General features: G+C 69.1%; 18 protein-coding genes and 1 pseudogene. 14 read left to right on the forward strand and 5 right to left on the reverse strand.

Annotated elements, in window-relative coordinates; all coding sequences use genetic code 11:
• Nucleotides 1-17 precede the first annotated feature (17 nt).
• The 3 genes from ABZU76_RS28735 to ABZU76_RS28745 all read right to left on the reverse strand — a co-directional run bounded on the left by ABZU76_RS28735 (nt 18) and on the right by ABZU76_RS28745 (nt 2645).
• Entirely contained in the window at nt 18-887 is an 870-nt protein-coding gene (locus tag ABZU76_RS28735; protein ID WP_354874917.1) for an SAM-dependent methyltransferase, read from the reverse strand.
• Between the two features lie 116 nt (nt 888-1003).
• Nucleotides 1004-2134, reverse strand: coding sequence for an LLM class flavin-dependent oxidoreductase (locus tag ABZU76_RS28740; RefSeq protein WP_354874919.1), 1131 nt, complete (start codon nt 2132-2134; stop codon nt 1004-1006).
• 64 nt (nt 2135-2198) lie between these two features.
• Nucleotides 2199-2645, reverse strand: coding sequence for a MarR family transcriptional regulator (locus ABZU76_RS28745; RefSeq protein WP_354874921.1), 447 nt, complete (start codon nt 2643-2645; stop codon nt 2199-2201).
• 109 nt (nt 2646-2754) lie between these two features.
• Here ABZU76_RS28745 and ABZU76_RS28750 point away from each other — a divergent pair, with 109 nt between their 5' ends.
• Genes ABZU76_RS28750 through ABZU76_RS28765 form a run of 4 tightly spaced genes read left to right on the forward strand, consistent with a single transcriptional unit; the run spans nt 2755 to nt 5308 of the window.
• Entirely contained in the window at nt 2755-3384 is a 630-nt protein-coding gene (locus ABZU76_RS28750) for a prephenate dehydrogenase/arogenate dehydrogenase family protein (protein ID WP_354874923.1), read from the forward strand.
• A 13-nt stretch (nt 3385-3397) separates the two neighbouring features.
• Complete coding sequence (locus tag ABZU76_RS28755; protein WP_354874925.1) at nt 3398-4555, forward strand: phospholipase; 1158 nt, start codon at nt 3398-3400, stop codon at nt 4553-4555.
• 12 nt (nt 4556-4567) lie between these two features.
• The gene (locus tag ABZU76_RS28760; RefSeq protein WP_354874927.1) at nt 4568-5164 is read left to right on the forward strand and encodes an ester cyclase; all 597 of its coding nucleotides are present in this window, start codon (nt 4568-4570) and stop codon (nt 5162-5164) included.
• A 12-nt stretch (nt 5165-5176) separates the two neighbouring features.
• A complete protein-coding gene (locus tag ABZU76_RS28765; protein WP_354874929.1) occupies nt 5177-5308 on the forward strand; it encodes a hypothetical protein in 132 nt (43 codons plus the stop codon).
• 18 nt (nt 5309-5326) lie between these two features.
• Here the strand turns inward: ABZU76_RS28765 and ABZU76_RS28770 are convergent.
• Nucleotides 5327-5832, reverse strand: a pseudogene (locus tag ABZU76_RS28770) (RidA family protein).
• Nucleotides 5833-6005: 173 nt separating this feature from the next.
• Between ABZU76_RS28770 and ABZU76_RS28775 the strand changes: the two are divergent.
• Nucleotides 6006-6794: an IclR family transcriptional regulator gene (locus ABZU76_RS28775; protein ID WP_354874931.1), complete on the forward strand. Its 789-nt coding sequence runs from the start codon at nt 6006-6008 to the stop codon at nt 6792-6794.
• Here ABZU76_RS28775 and ABZU76_RS28780 read toward each other — a convergent pair.
• Entirely contained in the window at nt 6787-7464 is a 678-nt protein-coding gene (locus ABZU76_RS28780) for a fumarylacetoacetate hydrolase family protein (protein WP_354874933.1), read from the reverse strand. The two genes, ABZU76_RS28775 and ABZU76_RS28780, sit on opposite strands and share 8 nt — an antisense overlap.
• Before the next feature lie 225 nt (nt 7465-7689).
• Between ABZU76_RS28780 and ABZU76_RS28785 the strand changes: the two genes are divergently transcribed.
• From ABZU76_RS28785 to ABZU76_RS28825, 9 genes are all read left to right on the forward strand, one after another.
• The gene (locus ABZU76_RS28785; protein ID WP_354874935.1) at nt 7690-8922 is read left to right on the forward strand and encodes an FAD-dependent oxidoreductase; all 1233 of its coding nucleotides are present in this window, start codon (nt 7690-7692) and stop codon (nt 8920-8922) included.
• Nucleotides 8923-8950: 28 nt separating this feature from the next.
• Nucleotides 8951-9844: a LysR family transcriptional regulator gene (locus ABZU76_RS28790; protein WP_354874937.1), complete on the forward strand. Its 894-nt coding sequence runs from the start codon at nt 8951-8953 to the stop codon at nt 9842-9844.
• A gap of 132 nt (nt 9845-9976) precedes the next feature.
• A complete protein-coding gene (locus tag ABZU76_RS28795; protein WP_220244474.1) occupies nt 9977-10384 on the forward strand; it encodes a hypothetical protein in 408 nt (135 codons plus the stop codon).
• Nucleotides 10385-10399: 15 nt separating this feature from the next.
• Nucleotides 10400-11416 carry a phenol 2-monooxygenase gene (locus tag ABZU76_RS28800; protein WP_354874939.1) on the forward strand — a complete coding sequence of 339 codons (1017 nt, stop codon included), beginning with the start codon at nt 10400-10402 and terminating at the stop codon, nt 11414-11416.
• Nucleotides 11413-11697, forward strand: coding sequence for an MmoB/DmpM family protein (locus ABZU76_RS28805; RefSeq protein ID WP_285972253.1), 285 nt, complete (start codon nt 11413-11415; stop codon nt 11695-11697). The genes ABZU76_RS28800 and ABZU76_RS28805 overlap by 4 nt, the downstream gene beginning before the upstream one ends.
• Before the next feature lie 3 nt (nt 11698-11700).
• Nucleotides 11701-13227 (forward strand): YHS domain-containing protein, encoded by a 1527-nt coding sequence (locus ABZU76_RS28810; RefSeq protein WP_354874941.1) that lies wholly within the window; start codon nt 11701-11703, stop codon nt 13225-13227.
• A 1-nt stretch (nt 13228) separates the two neighbouring features.
• Entirely contained in the window at nt 13229-13549 is a 321-nt protein-coding gene (locus tag ABZU76_RS28815) for a phenol hydroxylase subunit P4 (protein ID WP_354874943.1), read from the forward strand.
• A 14-nt stretch (nt 13550-13563) separates the two neighbouring features.
• Complete coding sequence (locus ABZU76_RS28820; RefSeq protein ID WP_354874945.1) at nt 13564-14616, forward strand: 2Fe-2S iron-sulfur cluster-binding protein; 1053 nt, start codon at nt 13564-13566, stop codon at nt 14614-14616.
• A 24-nt stretch (nt 14617-14640) separates the two neighbouring features.
• Nucleotides 14641-15741, forward strand: a complete 1101-nt coding sequence (locus ABZU76_RS28825; protein ID WP_354874947.1) for an enolase C-terminal domain-like protein — start codon at nt 14641-14643, stop codon at nt 15739-15741.
• Nucleotides 15742-15753: the final 12 nt, after the last annotated feature.

A 15753-nucleotide genomic window follows, 5' to 3' on the forward strand; every position in this document is an offset into this window, starting at 1 on the left:
GGCGTCGTCGCGGGCGTTCAGGCGTCCTTCTCACCGAAGGTGAACCGGGACTGAAGGATCGGCCCCGGAATCGACGGGTCCGGGCCTCGCCCGTACCGCCTCGTGAAGGTGTCCACCGGCGAGGTCGTCAGGGTCCACCCGGCGGCGCCCAGAGCAGCGGGCGTATCGGGACGAGGGTCAGGATCGAAGAGGCTGCCCAGGTGCGACCCCGTCTCCGAGGTGCTGGTGTCGAAGAGCGTGTGGTCGCGGAGGGAGTCCTGGCCGGGGAGGGTTTCCAGGCCGACGCGGCTGCCGGGGGCCGACAGGGTGTTGAGGGTGTCGATGAGGGAGGTCTCGACCGGTGCGGGGAGGTAGAGGAGGAGGCCTTCGGCGATCCACGTGGTGGGCACGGAGGGGTTGAAGCCCGCGGACAGCAGGACAGAGGGCCAGTCGTCGGCCAAGTCGGCCGGGAGGAAGTGGTGGGGTACAGGCGAAAGAGCGCCCAGGGAGCCCAGGACCTTCGATTTGAAGGTGAGGACGTCGTGGCGGTCGATCTCGTAGCAGGCCACCGAAGGGGGCAGGTCCAGGCGCAGCGCACGGGTGTCGAGGCCGGCGCCGAGGATGACGATTTGCGGGGTGTGCGGGGCGGAGTCCGCCAGGAAGTCGTCGAAGGTGCGGGCGCGGACGGCGAAGAAGCGGCCCAGGTGGCCCCAGAAGGGGTCCGCGTCGCCGAGGGAGACGTCCTCGATGCGGGTGGGCAGGGCGACGGGGGAGTTGGCCGAGCGGACGAAGTGCTCGGCGTACTCGTCGCGCAGCAGGCTGTGCGGGTGGTGGGTTTCGATGGCGCGCGCGGCCGCGACCATGAGGGCGGTGGAGCTGACGCCCGCCGCGAGATCTGAGTCCGACACCTGCTGGGCACCTTTCGGCCGTCGAGTCGGCGCTCACGGTACCGGCAAGCCCACCGGAACGGATGCCTCCATCGGGGTGATCGAAACCTGCGTCCTGCCTGGCGGGACAGGGAAAATCAGCGGCCGTCGACGAGGGCGGCGGCGTCCGGGACCTGCTTGCCGGCGAAGGCGGGGCGGGCGCCGTACGGGTCGGCGTCTGTCCACAGTGTCGTGGGGGCTTCCTTTCGCACCGCGGGGATCACCTCGGCGGCGAAGCGCTCCAGCATCTCGAGTTGCTGTTCGTGCGGGAGCATCGTGGGCAGGCTGAACGACTGGAGGTCGTGGCCGAAGGCGGCGTGGAAGTACAGGATCTTGTCGATGATCTGCTGCGGGCTGCCGACGAGCACGGGACCTTCGGCGATGGCGTGGTCGATGTCGCGGAAGACCATTTCGTTGCCGGGCGTGTGGTTGCCCGGCTTGTTGAAGAACTCGACCATCTTCTCGTACACCGGGCCGAAGTGCTCGCGTGCGTCCTGTGTGGAATCGGCCAGGTACAGGAAGCCGGCGCCGGCGCCGACGAAGGCGTAGCGGGGGTCGTGGCCGTGGCGGTCGTACTCGGCGCGGTAGTGGTCGATGAGGATCTTGTAGTTGTCGCGCGGCTGGATGGCGTTGGCGCTGAACAGCGGGTCGCCCCACTTTGCGGCGAGTTCGGCGGACGTCAGCGTGGTCGCGGAGCCGTGCCACACGCGGGGCGCGCCGGCGTACGGGCGGGGCAGGGTGGTGACCCCGTCGAGCGCGCCGCGGAACTTTCCTTCCCACGTCACGTTTTCCTCGCGCCACAGCCGGCGCAGCAGCTCGTACTTCTCCGCCAGCTGGTCCCACTGCTGCCCGGGCTCGACGCCGAACATCGGCAGCTGCCGAGCCTCGTTGCCCTTGCCGATCACGATCTCGACGCGGCCGCGGGAGAGCTGGTCGATCGTGGCGAAGTCCTCGGCGATGCGCACCGGGTCCGAAATGGACAGCACGGTGACGCCGGTCTGGATCCGGACCCGGCTCGTGGTCGCGGCGATCGCACCGAGCAGCACGGTCACGCCGGCCGACAGGAACGGACCCGCGTGCCGCTCGCCGAGCGCCACCGCGTCGAAGCCGATCTGCTCGGCGCGCTGTGCGGTGTTCAACGCTTGCGCGTACCGGTCCGACGTGCTGACGATTCGCCCGGTGACCGGGTTCTGCAGGTGCGGCAGGATGTCGAGGAGCTGGAATCGCACGGACGTCTCCAAGCGTGGGCAGTTGAACGTTCAGTCAAAACGCTACGCCGTCCGACTTGAACCTTCAAGCAATCTCAAAACCGTGCCGGACCCGGTCCAGCAGCCCGTCGAGGGTGTCCAGGTCGGTCTCGGAGAACGCGGCGAACGCGGCGCGCAAGTTACGCGCGTGGGCTGTCGCGGCCTGGTCAAGCACCTTGCGTCCCGCGTCGGTGATACCGGCGTAAGCGACGCGGCGGTCGGTCGGGCACGGGCGGCGCTCGACGTAGCCGGCCGCCTCGATGCGGTCGATCAGCCGCGTGATGCCGCCTGTGGTGAGTGCCACTTCGCCGGCGAGTGCGCTCATCGTCAGCTGCCCGCCCTCGGAGCGGGCGAGCCGGATCAGCACCTCGAACCACGTGTGCTGCAGCCCGGTCTCGGCCTGCATGGCGGGCCCGAGCCGGCGTTCCAGCTGGCTGCTGGCCTCGACCAGCCTGCCGAACGTCGTGATGAGGCGGTCGTCGATCGGGTCCATGCCGCAAGTGTACGCGGAGAAGGTTGACGCGTCAGCTATTGCATCGGAAGGCATCTTGTGGTTACCGTGTCAGTATCTGAACAGTCAGATAGTGAGGGAGCAGGTAATTATGCGGATCGCCATCATCGGAGCCGGCAACGTCGGCTCGGCTCTCAGCAAGGCCGCCGTCGACGCCGGGCACGCGGTGACCCTGACCGCGACAAGCTCGGAGAAGGCCGCCAAGGTCGCCGCCGAGACGGGGGCGCGGGCCGCGGCGAGCAACCTCGACGCGGTGGCCGACGCCGACGTCGTGGTGCTGGCCGTGCCGGGCAACGCCGTCGGCGCCGTCGCCCAGGAGATCGCGCCCGCAGTGCGCGGCAAGGTCGTGGTCGACGCCACCAACCCGCTCAACGCGACGTTCACCGACCTCGACATCGAAGAGACCGCCGCCGTGCAGACGCTGCAGCGCCTGGTCGCCGACGCCGCCGTGGTCAAGGCCTTCAACACCATCTTCGCCGGCCGCCTCGGCACGCCCACCGAGAGCGGTCACCGGCTCGACGCCTTCTATGCCGGCGACGACACCGACGCCAAGAAGGTCGTCGCCCAGCTGCTCACCTCGCTGGGTTTCCGCCCGATCGACGCCGGTGGCCTGCGCATGGCCCGCGCGCTGGAGGAGATGGCGTTCCTCAACATCGCCCTCAACGCCGGCAACAACTGGCCCTGGCAGTCCGGCTGGGCGCTGCTCGGCCCGACCGTCTGAAAAGGACACTCTGATGAACGAGCCGGTCGTCGAAACCCCGGTCGTCGAAACGCCGGTCGTTGAAACGCGGGGTACCGAGGGGCCGTTGGTCGTGCTGCTGCACGGCCGCGGCTCGCGCGAGACCGAGATCATCGGGCTCGCCGACGCGTTGCCCAAGGGTTTCCGTTACGCAGCAGTGCGAGCACCGATCGCGGAAGGCGGTGGCTTCGCGTGGTTCGCCAACCGCGGCATCGGCCGCCCGACGCCGGAGTCGCTCAGGACCACGATGGACTGGTTCCGCGCCTGGCTCGACCGGCAACGCGGGCCCGTGCTGCTGATCGGGTTCAGCGGCGGGGCCGCGTTCGCCGGCGGCCTGGTCCTGGACGATCCGGACCGCTTCGCCGGCGCCGCCATCCTTTACGGCACTTTGCCGTTCGACGCGGGTGTGCCCACTGACCCGGCGCGGCTGGCGGGCTTGCCCGTGTTCCTCGCGCACGGTGAGCACGACCAGGTCATCCCGCGCGACCTGCAGGATCGGACCTGGCGTTACCTCACGGCCGAGTCCGGAGCGCCCACCATCGCGCGGCGCGACCCGGTGGGCCACGGCATTGCGCCCGACGCACTGGCGTCCCTCGGCGGCTGGCTCGCCGAGCGCGCGGACTTCCTCAAGTGGCGCCGCGTGCCCGGGCCTCAGCCGACGAGGTGGGACGGCCTCGAGGAACTTCCACTGCGAACGGGAAAGCGGCCCGACGTCAGCGTCACCATCCCCCAACAGCAGCTCACCGGCAACGCCCCGGCCGAGCTGCAGGAAAAGCTGTTCGCCCGCATCAACGCGCTGCCCGGGGTGCACAGCACACAGTCGGCCATCTCCGTGCCGGGCGCGCGCGGGTTCATGCTCGCCGACGGCCAGGCGGGGCCGGCCGACGCGTTCCTCGTGCCGCGGGCCGGCGAGTTCGCCCACCTGCACCCGCGCACCGACGGTTCCCTGCACGTCGCCCTGCCGGTTTCCCTTGCCGCGGAAGCGATCGAACGCGGCTGGGCCGTCGCACACCCACTCGCCGCGATCCGGCTCACGCCGGGCATGGTCCTCGTCTACGGGCCCCGCGACGAGACCGAACTCGACATCGTCACCGCCATCGTCTCCACCAGCCACGCCTGGGCGACCGGGCGCGAACTCCCCTCTGCCAGCTGAAAGCGAGCAATCATGGATCGCCGTACCGCGCTCAAAGGCGGAGCCGCCGCCGCGTTCGGTGCCTTCGCCCTCACCGCCGTCGCGAGCGGCAACGTGGCCGAAGCCGCCGGGCAGCCGCTGCTGCCGGACCCGGCCGCCCACCCCGTGCCGAACCCGCCTTATCCGCGCAACCTGACGCACGACGAGCGCCAGCACCTGGAGGCGTTCGATGAGCTCGACTTCGACGTCTTCTCCCACGCCGACTGGAAACGCCTCGACGAAAGCCACGCCCGCAACATCCGCGTGCACTGGCCCGACGGGCACTACACCGACGGCATCGACCAGCACATCGCCGACCTCGCCGCGATGTTCGTCTGGGCGCCTGACACGCGCATCCACTCGCATCCCTTGCGCGTGGCCAAAAACGAGCTCACCGCTGTCACCGGCGTGATGCAGGGCACCTTCACCCGCCCGATGCCCGACGGCAAGGGCGGCTTCATCCAGCCGACCGGCCGGAAGTACGCGATCAACATGGCCACCGTCGGGATCTGGAACCGGCGCGGCACGATGGACGAGGAATTCCTGTTCTGGGACAACCAGACCTTCAACCAGCAGCTCGGCCTGGCCTGATCGGAGGAGCTCGTGAAGCTCGACCTCAACGGCCGGACCGCGCTGGCCACCGGGTCGACGTCCGGGATCGGCGCGGCCGAGGGTGTGGCGACCCTCGTGGAACAGCTGCCCGACGGTGGCGTGGTCACCGCCATCATCCCGTGACCGCGTGGAGCCCGCCGGTCAGCGGCCGGCGGGCTCCACGACAGCGATCAGGTCCACTTCGACGGCGATGCCCTTGGGCAGCGCCTTCGCGCCGACCACCGAGCGGGGATGGCGCCCGGCGTCGCCGAAGACCTCGACCAGCAGGTCGGACGCACCGTTGAGGACCTGTGCCACGCCGGTGAAATCGTCGGTGCACGAGATGTAGCCGACGACCTCGCGATGCCGCGCACCCGGTTGAGGCTGCCCAGCGTCTGACGCAGCTGAGCCAGCAAGTGCAGCATGCACTCACGCGCGGCCGCGTAGCCGTCTTCGGCCGTGAGGGTTTCGCCGACCCGGCCGAGCCAGCCCTCTGAGCCTTGCCCGGCCAGGTAGACGAGGGAGCCTTCCTGGTACGCGCCGACGTAGTTGCCGGCGACCGGCCGCAGCGCGGGCAGGGTCAGACCGGTGGCTCGCAACCGTTCTTCCGGTGTCGCACCAGGCACGCGCGGTCTCCTCTCGGGGGACATCCGGAACACGCTGGACATCCTCGGCACGCTAGAGGCCGCAACGGCGGAACACAGCCGAAGCGTCCGGCCTGACCGGACTCCTTTTGCCGCACCGCAAGCGCAATTCTCGCGTCCGGTACAGCCGGACAGAGGATCGCCGATCTCGCCCGGGCAGGGGTATTTTCCGCATCGGGCTCGAACGGAGGCACGCCATGGTCGTCGCGTCGAAAGGGAACGCGTCCGTCGCGAAGGCGATGGTTGTGCTCAACGCTTTCAGCCCCGTTCAGCCGACACTCAGCGTGCGGCAGCTCGCCGAACGCACGCAGCTTCCGCGCAGCACCACGCACTCGTTGTGCCTGGCCCTGTGCCAGGCCGGGATGCTCGAACAGGTGCCGCGGCGCGGGTACCGGCTCGGGTCCGCGCTGGTCGGGCTCGGCGGCCAGGTGATCGACCGCACCGGCCTGGCCACCGCGTCGGAAGGCCTGTTGCGGCGGCTGCCGTTGCGCACCTGTCAGGAAACGCACCTCGCGCAGTTCGTCGACGGCTGGGTCGTGTACCTCGACCGCATCACCGGCCGGGAGCCGCGGCCGATGCGCAATCGCGTCGGCCTTCGCGCGCCCGCGCACCGCACCGGCTGTGGCAAGGCCGCGCTCAGCGCGCTGGAGCCGGAGGTGGTGGAGCGGCTCGTTTCGCTGACCTGCGAAGCGGAACGGTTGCCCGCACCCGATTTCACCGAGCTGGCTGCCGTGCTGAAGACGGCGAGGCGCGACGGGTTCGTCGTCAGCCACTCGTTCCAGCGCGGCACCACGTCGGTCGCCGCAGCGATCACCGACCTCACCGGCACCCCGGTGGGCGCGGTCTCCATCGCCGGGTTGAGCGAGACGTTCACGCGCAAGGCCGTGGCGGAGGCCGCCCGCAACGTCACCGAGGCCGGCCTCGCCATCAGCCACCGCATCGCCGACCGGCTCGGCACCTTCCGGGCAACGGCGACGCTCACGTAACCCGTTGCAGGACGTTCTCGTGGAAACCGATCTCGTCGATCTCAGTTTCGAGGACGGAACCCGCGCTCAGCAACAGCGGAACCTCCTCGTGCCCCGCCGCGACGACATCACCTGGCTCGAGCCGCACGTGTTGCGAAACTCGATGGACCAACGCGACGAAGTCCAGATCCGCGGTGTCGGTCTTCTGTACAGGCCGGCCGTCGACGAAGCTGTGCAGGGCGAGCCGGGGTCGCAGACCTCCCTGCAGCTCGTCGGGAGTCACCAGCGCCGGGCCGAGTGACAGCCACGGCACGGTGACCTCGTTCAGGATCGAGAATCCCGCGATGGTGCCGAGTCGTCCCATGACCACCGCCAGCTCGGCCTTCCACGTGGCGGCCACGGATTCTTGGGGCAGCACGATCGCGTCCCGCGGTCCGGCGAACGACTTCGGCCGGGTCACGTGGAAAGACCGCCGGCCCAAGTCGACCCGGACCACCTTCCCCGGGCGCGCCGACAATGGCGCCCGGTCGCAGAACATCGCCTCGTGCGCCCGGCCGGCCGCCGCGACCGGCCATTGTGGATCAAGAAGCAGCGCGCCGACATCCGGGTACGGCAGCTCGACGAGCGTGCCGTCGCCTTCGGCCCGCGCCGCGCGCGTGCCGCCGCTCGTGCGGATCGTGGTCAGTTTCATGCCGAGCCTCCTGGAAGGTTCGAGCGGGTGACGTCCGGGTCGGTGGGACACCGGGGTGGCCCGGCGGCATTCGGACGGTGAAGGTATGGATTCGTCGTTCCCGTGTATCAGTCGATGTTCGGACTCGTGGAACCTTGACAGTATATATCCAGATTCGTATCGTTCGACGTCACCGGCCGCTGACCGACGGTGGTCGACACAGTGTCGTGTGGGAGGAGAATCCGGATGTCAAGGATCCTGATCGTGGGCGGTGGCTTCGCCGGGGTGTGGAGCGCCGCGAGCGCCGTGAAGCTCCGCCAGGAACGCGGACTGTCCGAAAAGGACCTTCAGGTGACCGTGGTGAACGCCGGCGACGACATGGTGATCCGGCCGCGGCTCTACGAGGCGGATCCCGACCGCATGCGCGTGCCTCTCGACCGGGTGCTCGGCCCGATCGGCGTGCGCCGCGTCGCCGGCACTGTCGTCGGCATCGACACCGACGCGCGCATGGTCTCCGCGGTCCGCCGCGACGGGACCACCGCCACGCTGGGCTACGACCGCCTAGTGCTCGCCTCGGGCAGCCAGGTCGTGCGGCCCGCGCTGCCCGGCGCCGAGCACCTCTTCGACATCGACACCCTCGCCGGCGCGGCCACGCTCGACTCGCACCTGCGCCGGCTGCCGGACCGCGAAGCCGGGCCGGAAAGGTTCACCGCCGTGGTCGTCGGCGCCGGGTTCACCGGGTTGGAGATCGCGACCGAGCTCGTCGGACGGCTGAAGGAGCTGGCCGACGACGTCCGCGTGGTGCTCGTGGAGCGGCTCGACGCCGTCGGGCCGGAGCTGGGCGAGGGGCCGCGGCCGGCGATCGAGAAGGCCCTGGCCGACCTCGGCGTGGAGGTCCGGCTCGGCGTCAGCCTGGAGGAGCTCGCCCACGACAAGGTGCGCCTGTCCGACGGCACGGTGATCCCGACGTCGACGGTCGTGTGGACGGCCGGCATGACGGCCAGCCCGCTCACATCGTTCATCGCGGCGGAGAAGGACCACCTCGGTCGACTGGATGTGGACGAGTACCTGCGCGTTCGTGGTGTCCCCGACGTGTACGCGGCCGGCGACACGGCCGCCGCGTTGTCGCCGGCCGAGGGCCGCGTGGTGATGCAGAGCTGCCAGCACGCCCTTCCCCAGGGCAAGTTCGCGGGGCACAACGTCGCGGCGGACCTGCTGGACGAGGCCCTGGTCCGGTTCGAGCCGGCGCCGTATGTCACGTGCCTTTCGCTGGGGCCGGCGGGCGCGGTCGTCACGTCGGGCTGGGACCGCGAGGTGCAGATGACCGAGCACATCGCGAAGGACCTCAAGCACACGATCAACGAGCAGTGGATCTACCCTCCGGTCGACGACCCGGCAGAATTGCTGAACCAGGCCGGTCCGTACGCGGCCTGGCCGGAGTACGAGCCGGCTGCAACAGTGGAGTCGCTCGCGGTGTGAGCCGAGGTCGGTCGGAGGTGAGGTCCGGATGGAGCTGCGGCACCTGCGGTACTTCGTCGCCGTCGCCGAGGAGTGCCACTTCGGCCGCGCCGCCGACCGGCTGCACATCGCCCAGCCCGCGCTGTCGCACCAGATCAAGCAGCTCGAGGCCGAGCTCGGCGTCGAACTGCTGACGCGCACCACGCGCAAGGTGCAGCTCACGCCCGCCGGACAGCGGTACCTCGACCGGGCCCGCGCCGTGCTGGCCTCGGTGGACGCGGCGAGCGTCGAGGCCGGTCGCGTCGCCCGGGGTGACGTCGGCCGGGTGGCCATCGGCTTCACCGGCTCGGCCACCTACGAGCTGCTGCCCTCGCTCGCGCGGGTGCTGCGCCGCGACTTCCCGGGCATCGAGCTGGACCTCAAGGGCGAGATGCTCACCCCCGACCAGGTGACGGCGCTGGTGGAGGAGACCCTCGACATCGGTTTCCTCCGCCCGCCCGTCCGCGAGCCGGGGCTGGTGGTGCAGGTGCTGCGCCGCGAGCCGCTGATCGCGGTGCTGCCCGCCAGCCACCCGCTCACCGACCGTGACACCGTGCGGCTCGCGGACCTGCGCGACGAGCCGTTCATCTGCTACCCGTCGCGGCACCGTTCAGTGGTCTACGACGCCGTGTTCGACGCGTGCCAGCAGGCCGGGTTCGTGCCGTCCGTGGTGCAGGAAGTCGGCGAGACCTCCACTTTGGTCTCGTTCGTCGCGGGTGGGCTGGGCGTCGCCCTGGTGCCCGCGTCCGTGCGGCACCTGCAGATCACGGGCTCGCAGTACCGGCCGCTGGCGGGCACGACCCGTGAGGTCCAGCTGGCCGCCGCGACGCGCGCGGACGACCTCTCGCCGCACGTCGCCAAGGTGCTCTCGCGCGCCCACTCGCTGCTCGGCGGCCCGCGCTGAGCCAGCGCGATTGATAAACCGCATCTATCGATCCTGAAGTTGTAAGTATTTCTCATTTCCGAATCCGTCGGAAACAATCGTGAAATGCCAGGTATTCCCTGGTCGAGGTTTTCCCGGACTCAAGGAGGAGCCGTGACCCCGTTCATGCTGGCTGTCCAGTCGTTGCTGGACGGGGAGGAAGCCCCCGTGCCGGCCACCGAACCGGCCGCCCCGAGGTCGGTGGCCGTGGCCACCGACGAGCAGGTGATCATCCGTTCCCTCGCCGAGCAGCTGGTGTGCGAAGCCAACGCGATCCTCCGCGAGCACGGGCCGGTGTTCAGCCTCGTCGACGACAGCAACGACGGAGAACTCGCTTTCACCGTGGGCTTTTCCGACCGCAGCGCGCGCATCCGCACCGCGATGTCCGGCCGGGAAGCGACCGTGCAGCTCGTGATCGCAGGTGAAGCCGACGAGGTCCCGCGGCGCCTGGCCGGCGACGAGGAGCTCCGGGCGCTTCTGCTGAGCCTGCTGAGGCTGGACCCCCTCCCCGCCCACCACTGACCTGGAAGAGGACTGATGCAATACGAACTGCGGTATCAGGTCATCGAGCCGAAGAGGCAGACCTACCAGAACGTGATCGACCGGTTCGGCGACCAGCCGGCCAGCCGCTACCTCGAGGCGACGCTCGACGTCGAACCGCGCGAGAACTTCCACTACCGGCCCACGTGGGACCAGCACCGTGAGCTCTACGACGCGGACTACACCGCACTGAAGCTCACGGATCCCTACAGCTACACGGATCCGCGCCAGTTCTACTACACGCCGTACGTCACCAACCGCGCGAACCTGCACGACGAGTTCACCAAGCAGATGGCGTACCTCGAAGAGCGCGAGCTGCTGGCGAAGCTGCCCACGGCGTGGCGCACGGTGCTCACCACGGCCATCCTTCCCTTGCGCCACTACGAATCCGGCGCGCAGATGGTGAGCGTCGGCGGCGCACGGTTCGCGTACGGAACCTCGCTCGAACAGTGCTGCACGTACGCGGCGTTCGACCGCATCGGCAACGCGCAGATGCTCTCCCGCGTCGGAATCGCGCTGGGCGTCGGCACCGGTGACGTGCTGCAGGTCGCCAAGCGCGAGTGGCTCGACAGCGAACACCTGCAGCCGCTGCGCCGGTTCACGGAAGAAGCGATGGTCACGCAGGACTGGGCCGAGGGCCTGGTCGCGGTCGACCTCGTCGACTCGCTGGTCTACCCGGTGCTCTACCGCGAGCTCGACGAGATCGCGCTCACCAGCGGCGCCGGCGCGTACAGCCTGTTCACGCAGTACCTGCACACCTGGTTCAAGGACCAGCGCAAGTGGCTCGACGCGCTGATCAAGGCGTGGGCCGGCGACGAACAGCACGGCGAGGCGAACCGCGAGCACCTGTCGCGCATCGTCGCGACGTGGAACCCGCTCGCGCACGAGGCCGCCACCGAGCTGGCGCGCGTGGTCGACCACCAGCTGCCCGACGCCGGCACGGTCGCCGCGCTCGCGCGCACCACGGCCGCCGCCGAGCAGCGCTGGGCGCAGGTCACCGGAGGTGCGGCGTGAGCGACACCCTGCGCCAGGTCGGCATCGACATCCAGGAATCCGAAGAGAACCGCGGCCTCGTCGCCGCCATCCGGGCCGACAACCCCGAACTCACCGTTCGGCACCTGCCGGGCCTGGTCAAGATCCAGGCCGCGGGCCAGATCGTGATCAACCGGGAAACGGTGGAGCGCGAGCTCGGCCGCGAGTGGGAGACCGGCGAGTTCCAGCTGGCCATCGTCTCGTTCGCCGGAAACCTTTCGGAATGGGACGACGACCAGATCATCGTGAAGTGGGAGCACTAGGACATGACTCAGACCACACCGCGCCGCAAGCTGCCGCTCAAGGAGCGCTACGCGCTGCTCACCCGTGACCTGGACTGGGACCCGAGCTACGTCACGAAGGACCAGCTGTTCCCGTACACCAGCTATGAAGGCATCAAGGTCCACGACTGGGACGGCTGGGAAGACCCGTTCCGCCTGACCGTGGACGCGTACTACAAGTACCAGGCCGAAAAGGACAAGCGGCTCTACGCCGTGCTCGACGGGTTCGCGCAGAGCCAGGGCCACCTCGGCCTCGCCGACGCCAGCTACCTCAACGCCATCAAGCTGTTCATCCAGGGCGTGACACCGCTCGAGTACGCCGCGCACCGGCACTTCGCCTACCTCGCGCGCTACCTCGAAGGCCCGGCGCCGAGGTTCGCCGCGCTGTGCCAGAGCGTGGACGAGCTGCGCCATTGCCAGACGCAGATCCACACGATCAGCAACTACAACAAGTACTACGGCGGCTTCCACAGCTGGTCCAAGATGCACGACCGCGTGTGGTACCTGTCGGTGCCGAAGTCGCTGTTCGACGACGCCATGACGGCCGGGCCGTTCGAGTTCCTGATCTCGATCTCGTTCAGCTTCGAGTACCTGCTCACCAACCTGCTGTTCGTGCCGTTCATGAGTGGCGCGAGCTTCAACGGTGACATGCCGACGATGTCGTTCGGTTTCTCGGCGCAGTCCGACGAAAGCCGGCACATGACGCTCGGCCTGGAGGCCATCAAGTTCCTGCTGGAGCAGGACGAGGGCAACGTGCCGATCATCCAGGACTGGATCGACAAGTGGTTCTGGCGCGCGTACCGGATGTCCGCGCTGGTCGCCGGAATGATGGACTACATGCTGCCGAAGCCGGTGATGAGCTGGAAGGAGGCGTTCGAGCTCTACTTCGAGGACCAGATGCTCGGCGGCCTTTTCCCGGACCTGGAGTTCTACGGCATCCGCCCGCCGCGCCACGTGCAGGACGCGATCGCGGAGAAGGACAAGCTGTCGCACGAGGTTTACAAGGTGCTGCACAACTTCTCCTTCGCCGCTTCGTTCACCACGCAGGCGCCGAACGAGCAGCACATGAAGTGGCTGGCCGAGCAGTACCCGGAGACGTTCGACCAGCACTACCGGCCCGTGTGGGAGAAGCACCACCGCATCGAGGCCGAGGGTGGCCGGATGTTCTTTCAGGGTCTGCCGCAGCTGTGCCAGGTCTGCCAGATCCCCATGGTTTTCACCGAAAAGGACGACCCGGCCAAGACTTCCTTCCGCTCCAGCGAGTTCCGCGGGGAGCAGTTCCACACCTGCAGCGACGGCTGCCAGTGGATCTTCGAGCGCGAGCCGGAGAAGTTCGTGCAGGCGTGGCTGCCCGTGCACCAGATCTACCAGGGCAACTGCGGTGGCCCGTCGGTGCCGGAAGTCCTGGAGTGGTACGGGATCCAGGAAGGCGACAACGGCGAGTACAAGGGGTCTCCCGATCACAAGTCGTGGATCGGCTGGCACAACGGCGACGTGGAACAGGGAGTCTGACATGGCGGTGAAAGCTCTTTACGACTACGACTTCCCGTCGGCCGACCGCGCCGAGCTCTTCGGCGACGACCAGCTCGTCTACGTGCACTGGGAGGGCAACCCGCTGTTCTGCTCGGCTGCCTGCTTCCGCGTGCCCAAGGCATTGGGCTTCGGCGAGTTCGTGGAGACGGTCGTCGGCCCCTGGGCCGCGTCCGACCCGGACTTCGACCCGACGGCGGTGCGCGACTGGCGGGTGAACGGCCGGCCACTCGACGGCTCCGCCGTCGCCCCGCTCACCGAACTCGGCATCGGCCACAAGGCTCTGCTGCAGTTCACCGCCTGAACGGAGAATTCGTCTTGACGACGCACACCATCCGCGTGGAACCGATCGGCGCAGAGATTCAGTGCCGGGAGGACCAGACCGTGCTCGACGCGTGCCTGCGCGAGGGCATCTGGCTGCCGCACGCGTGCACCCACGGCACGTGCGGCACCTGCAAGGCCCAGATCCTCGACGGTGAGGTCGACCTGGGCGACGCGTCGCCGTACGCGTTGCTGGAAAGCGAGCGCGACGAGGGTGCCGCGTTGATCTGCGTGGCCCAGCCGCGCGGCGACGTGGTGCTCGAGGGTGAAGTCGACATGGACGAGGGCGTCGGTGTCCACCCGGTGCGCGACTTCCGCGCCCGGGTGGACAGCCTCGAGGAGATCGCGCCCGACGTCCGTCGTCTGGTGCTCGCGCTCGAGGAACCGATGCGGTTCAACCCCGGGCAGTACGTGCTGCTCGACGTGCCGGGCGGGCACCAGCGGCCGTACTCGATCGCCAGCACGCCGTCGAACGGGTCACTGATCGAGCTGCACCTGAAGCGTTCGGAAAACGGCGTCGCCACTGACGGCTGGGTCTTCTCCAGCCTCAAGGCCGGTGACGACGTGACGTTGTCCGGTCCGTACGGGCGGTTCTCGTTCCGTCCACTTCGGACGCAGCCGATCCTGCTGCTCGGCTCGGGCACCGGGTTGGCGCCGTTGAAGTCGATGATCCGCCACATCGACGAGGACGGCGGCGGGCACCAGGTCACGCTGTACCACGGAGTGGCCACCAAGGACGATCTCTACGACCGGGAGTACTTCGAGGAGCTCGAAGCGCGCACGGACTGGTTCACCTACCGGCCGGCGCTCTCGCGCGACGACTGGAACGGCCGTTCCGGACGGGTTCCGGCGCTGCTGGCCGAGGACTTCCCCCGGGCGGGCGGGAACGTCGCCTACATCTGCGGCAGCCCGGACATGGTCTCGGACACCATGAAGGCGCTGATGAAGGCGCGGTTGTTCCCCCGGGACATCTACCGCGAGGACTTCTTCGACTCCGCCGACCGCGCCGCGGGCACCCACGTGGTGCGCAGTCCGCTGATCAGGCGCTGATCCGGCCCCTGTGAAAGGACCGCGATGAAAGTCACCGAAATCGAGGCGATCCCGTTCGCCATCCCGTACCGCAAACCGCTGCGGTTCGCGAGCGGGGAGGTGGACACGGCCGCGCACATCCTCGTGCGGGTGCACACCGACGAGGGTCTGGTGGGGACCGCCGAAGCCCCGCCACGGCCGTTCACCTACGGGGAGACCCAGGGCTCGATCAAGGCCGTCATCGACTCGGTTTTCGCGCCCCAGCTGCTGGGGATGTCGCCGCTGGCCCGCGAGGCCGTGCACGCCAAACTCGACCGCACGGTGGGGAACCCGGCCGCCAAGAGCGCGATCGACATGGCGCTGTGGGACCTCATCGGGCAGAGCCTCGGCGTGTCCGTGACCGAGCTGCTCGGCGGCTACACCGACCGCATGCGGGTGTGCCACATGGTCGGGTTCGCGCAGCCGGGCGAGATGGTGGACGAGGCCGAGCGCGTGCGCGACCTCTACGGCATCACCACGTTCAAGGTGAAGGTGGGCCGCAAGCCGATCCGCCTCGACGTGGACGTCTGCCGCGCGCTGCGGGCCGCGCTCGGCGACGACGTCGAGCTCTACATCGACGGCAACCGCGGCTGGACGGCCTCGGAGTCGGCCGCCGCGTTGCGGGCGCTCGAGGACGTCGGCCTGCTGTTCGCCGAGGAGCTGTGCCCGGCCGACGACGTGCTCGGTCGCCGGTGGCTCGCCACGCAGAGCCGGATCCCGCTCTACGCAGACGAAAGCGCGACGCGGCCCGGCGAGGTCACGCGCGAGCTGCTGGCCGGCGCGGCCCACGGCGTCAGCATCAAAACGGCCCGCACCGGCTTCACGTACTCGCAGCGCGTGCTCAACCAGTGCTCCGGACTCGGCGTCGAGGTCGTGCTCGGCAACCAGATCGACGGGCAGATCGGCTCCCTGTGCGGGGCGACGTTCGGGGCCGCGTTCGAGCTGACCTCGCGGCGGGCGGGTGAGCTGTCGAACTTCCTCGACATGACCGACGACCTGCTCACCGAACCCCTGCGCATCGAGCACGGCGAGCTGCGCGTGCCGCAAGGCCACGGCCTCGGTATCCAGCTCGACGACGGCAAGCTCGCGCGCTACCGCCAGGACTGATTCCCACCACGA

Origin of the sequence: Amycolatopsis sp. NPDC005232 (assembly GCF_040607795.1) — a bacterium.
In the GTDB taxonomy this organism is placed as follows: domain Bacteria; phylum Actinomycetota; class Actinomycetes; order Mycobacteriales; family Pseudonocardiaceae; genus Amycolatopsis.

Bases quoted from the DNA above. Each gene is read 5' to 3' on its own strand.
- ABZU76_RS28745 (WP_354874921.1), bottom strand. From the start codon at position 2,645: ATGGACCCGATCGACGACCGCCTCATCACGACGTTCGGCAGGCTGGTC.
- ABZU76_RS28750 (WP_354874923.1), top strand. From the start codon at position 2,755: ATGCGGATCGCCATCATCGGAGCCGGCAACGTCGGCTCGGCTCTCAGC.
- ABZU76_RS28755 (WP_354874925.1), top strand. From the start codon at position 3,398: ATGAACGAGCCGGTCGTCGAAACCCCGGTCGTCGAAACGCCGGTCGTT.
- ABZU76_RS28760 (WP_354874927.1), top strand. From the start codon at position 4,568: ATGGATCGCCGTACCGCGCTCAAAGGCGGAGCCGCCGCCGCGTTCGGT.
- ABZU76_RS28775 (WP_354874931.1), top strand. From the start codon at position 6,006: ATGGTCGTCGCGTCGAAAGGGAACGCGTCCGTCGCGAAGGCGATGGTT.
- ABZU76_RS28780 (WP_354874933.1), bottom strand. From the start codon at position 7,464: ATGAAACTGACCACGATCCGCACGAGCGGCGGCACGCGCGCGGCGCGG.
- ABZU76_RS28785 (WP_354874935.1), top strand. From the start codon at position 7,690: ATGTCAAGGATCCTGATCGTGGGCGGTGGCTTCGCCGGGGTGTGGAGC.
- ABZU76_RS28790 (WP_354874937.1), top strand. From the start codon at position 8,951: ATGGAGCTGCGGCACCTGCGGTACTTCGTCGCCGTCGCCGAGGAGTGC.
- ABZU76_RS28800 (WP_354874939.1), top strand. From the start codon at position 10,400: ATGCAATACGAACTGCGGTATCAGGTCATCGAGCCGAAGAGGCAGACC.
- ABZU76_RS28810 (WP_354874941.1), top strand. From the start codon at position 11,701: ATGACTCAGACCACACCGCGCCGCAAGCTGCCGCTCAAGGAGCGCTAC.
- ABZU76_RS28815 (WP_354874943.1), top strand. From the start codon at position 13,229: ATGGCGGTGAAAGCTCTTTACGACTACGACTTCCCGTCGGCCGACCGC.
- ABZU76_RS28825 (WP_354874947.1), top strand. From the start codon at position 14,641: ATGAAAGTCACCGAAATCGAGGCGATCCCGTTCGCCATCCCGTACCGC.